Consider the following 4,360-nt stretch of genomic DNA (forward strand, 5'->3'; position numbering starts at 1 on the left):
AGGGTGGCGTTGCCGTTCTGGCCGGTCGGGAGGAGCCCCCCATGCCACGGCGTGCCCCACGCACCGTCCTCGACAGAATGAGAACTCCCAGCGGAATCCCCGGGTTCCTGAAGACAGCATCGGTATGCACCCTGATCGCAGGTCTCTTGTCGCCGCTTGCCCCGGCTGCCGCATCGGAAACAGCGGTGGCGCAGGTCACGGCCGCGGCGAACGACCACTGCGGCAACCAGTGTTCGGACATCCTCCCGCCCGGCCAGAACGGCAACGCCACCCTCGCCCAGATCCTCCTCAACCAGGCCTTCGGCACCCAGCCCGAGCACGCCGAGGACCAGCTCGGGCCCTACGCCGACCTCGCCAAGGGCTACTCCGGCCTCACCAACGACAAGATCAACACCTTCTTCAACGACGCGTCCTTCGGAGTCCCCGCCAGCCAGGTCGCGTCCAGCATCAAACCCGCCGGACGCGGTGACGTGACGATCGTCCGGGACAAGAAGAGCGGTGTGCCGCACATCACCGGTACCACCCGGTACGGCACGGAGTTCGGCGCCGGATACGCGGCAGCCCAGGACCGGCTGTGGCTGATGGACGTCTTCCGGCACGTCGGGCGCGGTCAGCTGACCTCCTTCGCGGGCGGTGCGCCCTCCAACCAGGGCCTCGAGCAGCAGTTCTGGCGGCACGCCCCGTACAGCGAGGCCGATCTGCAGGCGCAGATCGACAACGCCGTGGCCACCAACGGCGAACGCGGACAACAAGCCCTCGCCGACGTCAAGGCCTACCTCGACGGCATCAACGCCTACATCGACGCCTCCGACAAGGGACGCACCTTCCCCGGTGAATACGTACTCACCGGGCACAAGGACTCAGTCACCAACGCCGGCACGATCGAGCACTTCAAGATCACCGACCTGGTCGCGCTGGCATCCGTCATCGGCGCGCTGTTCGGCTCGGGCGGAGGCGGCGAGGTGAACAACGCCCTCTCGCTGCTGGCCGCCCAGGAGAAGTACGGCGTCACCGAGGGCACCAAGGTGTGGGAGTCCTTCCGGATGCGCAACGATCCGGAGGCCGTCCTCACCCAGCACGACGGCAGCTTCCCCTACGGCACCAAGCCGGCCGACCCGCAGGGCACGGCCCTGCCCGACGCCGGCTCGGTGGAGCCCGAGCCGCTCGTGTACGACCGCACCGGCAGCGCCGCGACGGCCGCCGCGACCGGCGCGTCCGGGCAAGCCGCGAGAACCGCCACATCGTCCGCCAAGCGCGGCATGTCCAACGCCCTCGTCGTCAGCGGCGAACACACCGCCAGTGGCCACCCCGTCGCCGTGTTCGGCCCGCAGACCGGCTACTTCGCCCCCCAGCTGCTCCTGCTCCAGGAGATCCAGGGCCCGGGGATCAGCGCCCGCGGTGCCTCCTTCGCCGGCCTGAGCATGTACGTCGAACTCGGCCGCGGCCAGGACTACGCCTGGAGCGCCACGACCTCCGGCCAGGACATCATCGACTCCTACGCCGTCGAGCTGTGCCGGGACGACTACCACTACCTGTACCGCGGCACCTGCACGCCGATGGAGAAGATCGAGCAGAAGAACGCCTGGAAGCCCACGGTCGCCGACGGCACCGCGGCCGGCTCGTACACCATGCGCGTCTGGCGCACGAAGTACGGACCCGTCGAGTACCGCGCGACGGTCGGCGGCAAGAAGGTCGCCTACACCACGCTGCGCTCGTCCTTCCTGCACGAGGCCGACTCCATCATCGGCTTCCAGATGCTGAACGACCCGGACCACGTCAAGGGCCCCGAGTCCTTCCAGAAGGCCGTGCAGCACATCAACTACACCTTCAACTGGTTCTACGCGGACTCCGAGCACACCGCGTACTACAACAGCGGCGACAACCCGGTGCGCGCGGCCGGCGTCGACTCCGAGTTCCCGGTGTGGGCGCGGCCCCCGTACGAGTGGCGCGGCTGGAACCCGACGACCAACACGGCCGACCACACCCCGCCCTCCGCCCACCCCCACTCCATCGACCAGGACTACTACGTCTCCTGGAACAACAAGCAGGCCAGGGACTACACGACCGCGCCCTGGGGCAACGGCTCGGTGCACCGCGGCAACCTCCTGGAGGACCGGGTGAAGAAGCTGGTCCAGCAGGGCGGGGTGACCCGGGCCGCCCTGGTGAAGGCCATGGCCGACGCCGCACTGGTGGACCTGCGGGCCGAGGACGTCCTGCCCAAGCTCCTGAAGGTCGTCACGGGCTCGCCCGTCACCGACCCGGCCGCGTCGGCCGCCGTCGGCAAACTCCAGGCCTGGGTCGCCGCCGGCGGCAAGCGCACGGAGACCGCAGCCGGATCGAAGAAGTACGCCGATGCCGACGCGATCCGCATCCTGGACGCCTGGTGGCCGCTCCTGGTCAAGGCCGAGTTCGAGCCGGGCCTCGGCAGCGACCTCTACACGGCCGTCACCGCCAACCTCCCCGTCGACGAATCCCCGTCGGCCGCGCACGGCCCGACCGGCTCGCACGCGGGAAGCTCCTTCCAGTACGGCTGGTGGAGCTATGTCGACAAGGACATCCGCACGGTGCTCGGTGAGCAGGTGAAGGGGCCGCTGGCCCGCACGTACTGCGGTGACGGCAACCTCGGAGCCTGCCGGGACACCCTCATCGGCACCCTGAAGCAGGCGGCCGCGAAGACCGCGGCCCAGGTCTACCCCGGCGACGACGTGTGCGCGGCGGGCGACCAGTGGTGCGCCGACTCGATCAACCACCGCACCCTCGGCGGCATCAAGCACGGCAAGATCAGCTGGCAGAACCGGCCGACCTACCAGCAGGTCGTGGAGTTCACCTCACACCGGTGACCACCCGCACCGGTGAGCACCTCACGCCGGTGACGCCCTGCCCGGCGGCGGGTCAGCGCACCCGGCCCGCCGCCAGCACCAGCCGGGCCAGCTCCGCGTGCAGGATGTCGCTGTGCGCACCGGCCGGCGGCCCGCCGCGCCGGACCACCGCGGCCGCGTCGACGTTCACGCACCCCGAGGCGGGCAGCCCCGCCTCCAGTGCCTCGGCGAGGGTGAACGCACGCGTGCCCGGCACCGCCCGCACCCCGGCGTGGCCCATCGCCCCCCACTTGGCGCCCAGGGCCCGCCCGATGCCCAGCTCGGTCGCCGACCGGCTGTCGCCCGCCATCCGCGAGGCCAGCGGATACATCGTGCCCAGGGCCGCGTCGTGCCGGGAGTGGCAGCACACCAGAGGCCCGTCGATCCGGTTCTGCTGCCCCTGGAGCACCCCTCCGGCCCGGGCGTCGTGCGGCAGCCGGGCCGCGAACGCGTAGTGCGAGAAGGCCCCTTGGAGCAGCGTCACCGACTTCACCGTGCGCACACCCTCGGGGAGGCCCCGCAGCGCGAACGACACCAGCCGCGCGCCGAAGCTGTGCCCGACCAGGTGCACCCGCACCGTCGGAGCCGCCTTCGCGAGCTGCCCGACGACCCGGCCGAGCCCCCGCTCCCCGACGGTCCCCGCACGCCGCTTCATCGCGTAGTACGTCGCCTGCCGCAGCAGTTCGTGGGCGCCGTCCCAGGGGTTGGGGATCCTGAACCCCTCGTGCCGCGCGGACGCTTCGAGCTCCGCCAGTGCCCGCCCGAACTCCTCGCAGGCCGCCGCCGACGACCCGGCGAACATCTCCGGCTCGCTCTGCGGCACGCCCTCCGCCACCGTGTCCGCCGCGAACAGCGCCTGCGGCCCGGGCGCCACCACCTCCACCAGGGTCCGCACCAGCCGCCCGAACTCCTCCAGCTCGGCCTCCTCCGGCGGCTGCTGCTCCAGCAGCCGGGCGATCTGGTCGACCAGCATCGCCCGGCCCGGGAACGTCTCCAGCAGCGCGTGCCGGGTGTCCTTGTCCAGCACCGGGCGCCTCGCCGGCTCGCCCGCCACGGCCCGCGGGAAGTCCGGGATCGGCTCGTCGGAGAACCGTATCGCCGGCCACAGCACCCCGACGTATCCGACCCGGGCGGCCGGGGCCAGCCGCGGCACGGGCTCGAAGAAGCGGTCGTAGAGGCGGTTCGCGCCCGAGCGGTCGGTGTTCCAGCCGTGCGCGAAGACGATCAGATCGCGCACGCCCCGCTCCCGCACCCCGGCGAGCAGCCGGTCGCGCCCGCGGCCCCCGGGGTCCCCGTCCGCGTCGAAGGCCAGCTCCCAGTAGGGAGTCACACTCATCGCCGGATCCGCCATGACAGGCCCCCTGGTCCCCGGGTGACGCCACGATTGGCGCATCGTCCTGCCAACGGGGGAGCTTGGCCATACGTCACGAGCGCATTCGCCTCAGCGGTAGAGCAGGTACGTCCGCCGCGTCCTGCGGAACGCCGCCAGCTCCTCCCGCCAC

The 4,360-nt window shown here is 71.4% G+C and carries 2 protein-coding genes; one reads left to right on the forward strand and one right to left on the reverse strand.

Going from position 1 to position 4,360, the window contains the following annotated elements; all coding sequences use genetic code 11:
* The first annotated feature begins 41 nt into the window (after nt 1–41).
* Nucleotides 42–2,840, forward strand: coding sequence for a penicillin acylase family protein (locus K4G64_RS38540; protein WP_221760508.1), 2,799 nt, complete (start codon nt 42–44; stop codon nt 2,838–2,840).
* Between the two features lie 52 nt (nt 2,841–2,892).
* Here K4G64_RS38540 and K4G64_RS38545 read toward each other — a convergent pair whose 3' ends face one another.
* A complete protein-coding gene (locus K4G64_RS38545) occupies nt 2,893–4,209 on the reverse strand; it encodes a serine-threonine protein kinase (protein WP_221760509.1) in 1,317 nt (438 codons plus the stop codon).
* Nucleotides 4,210–4,360: the final 151 nt, after the last annotated feature.

Origin of the sequence: Streptomyces sp. WAC04114, from assembly GCF_019733245.1 — a bacterium.
GTDB lineage: Bacteria > Actinomycetota > Actinomycetes > Streptomycetales > Streptomycetaceae > Streptomyces > Streptomyces massasporeus_A.